The organism is Lysobacter antibioticus, assembly GCF_001442535.1.
GTDB lineage: Bacteria > Pseudomonadota > Gammaproteobacteria > Xanthomonadales > Xanthomonadaceae > Lysobacter > Lysobacter antibioticus.
In genome coordinates this window covers 5759463-5760823 of record NZ_CP013141.1, presented here as the reverse complement: position 1 = coordinate 5760823, position 1361 = coordinate 5759463, and the positions used below count along the sequence as shown (strand labels likewise).

The window sequence follows — 1361 nt, the reverse complement described above, 5'->3', positions numbered from 1 at the left end:
TCCGGCGGCAACGCCGGCCGCGGCTCCGGCCGCTCCGGCGGCCGCACCGGCCCAGCCCACCCACGGCTGAGCCTGGCGCCAACGCGATGCAGACAAACGCCGGCCTGGCGACAGGCCGGCGTTTTTCGTTGACGCCTCACCGACCGGCGCCGCGCAGAAGGTGACCGCCGTCACCGCTCGTCGCGGCAGTGGAACTTCTATCGCACACCGGGGTCGTACCGATACTCCTGTTGAAGACGCCGGCCGCTATCCTTGATGCCGGCGTTTTTTATGCCCGGCCGGCCGTCGCCGGAGGGCGCAAGCTTCACGCCCGTTCATTCCGCCACCGACGAGACTTTCCGATGAATCCACGCCTGGCCTCCCTGTTCCTGCTCGCAGTGCTTCCGTTCGCCGCGTTCGCCGCGCCCAAGACGGCCGCGCCCGCGGGCCCGGCGCCGGAAGCCGGCGTCGACTACGTCGAGATCGAAGGCGGCAAGCCGTTCGCCGCGGTCAAGGGCAAGGTGGAAGTCGTCGAGGTGTTCGGCTACACCTGCCCGCACTGCGCCCACTTCGAGCCGCAGGTCGCCGCCTGGCGCGCCAAACAGCCGGCCGACGTCAACTTCGTGCCGCTGGCCGCTCCGTTCGGCGGTTACTGGAACCCGTATGCGCAGGCCTTCTACACCGCGCAGTCGATGAAGCTGCTCGGCAAGACCCACGAGGCCATGTTCAGCGCCCTGCACGAGCAGCACCGCCTGCCGATCCAGAACGCCTCGACCGACGAGATCGCCGGCTTCTACGCCCAGCACGGCGCAGACCGCCAGGCTTTCGCCGCGGCGATGACCGGCCCGGCCACCGCCAAGGCGATGGAGCGCGCCAAGGCCTTCATCATGGCCGCAGGCGTCGACGGCACGCCGTCGCTGGTGGTCGCCGGCAAGTACCGCGTGACCACCCAGAAGGGCTTCGACGACATGCTGCGCGTCGCCGATCATCTGGTCGCGCGCGAGCGCGCTGGCAAGCGCTGACCGCTACTACGGCGGTGATTCGGGAGGCGCGATCAGCCATCGCGGCTCGCCCCTTCCGGATCCCGGCCGAACCCTGCACTCCCCCTTCCCTGCCGCGGCCGTTATTCTGAACGCCGCTCCTGTCGGCATCGCGACCGAGCGCTTAAGCCCGGCGCCGATGCCCACCATCCTTTGAACGTATTGCGGAGATTTCCCTGATGAATTCGCGTCTGGCTTCGTTGTCCCGCTATCCGCTGGTGCTGAGCGCGTTGTTCGCACTCGCCGCCTGCACCAAGACCGAAACCGCGGCCCCGGCCGACACCGCCGCCCCGGCCACCGCCGACGCTGCGACCGCAACCCCGGCCGACGGCGCCCCCGCCG

Annotated in this window: 1 protein-coding gene; it reads left to right on the top strand. The window is 69.9% G+C overall.

Annotation, left to right across the window (positions count from 1 at the left end; all coding sequences use genetic code 11):
* The first annotated feature begins 341 nt into the window (after positions 1-341).
* On the top strand, positions 342-1001 hold the full coding sequence (locus tag GLA29479_RS23305; protein ID WP_057919334.1) for a thiol:disulfide interchange protein DsbA/DsbL: 660 nt from the start codon (positions 342-344) through the stop codon (positions 999-1001).
* Positions 1002-1361: the final 360 nt, after the last annotated feature.

What these genes read in the sequence shown, in the direction of transcription:
- GLA29479_RS23305 (WP_057919334.1), top strand. Translation starts at nt 342, where the DNA reads ATGAATCCACGCCTGGCCTCCCTGTTCCTGCTCGCAGTGCTTCCGTTC.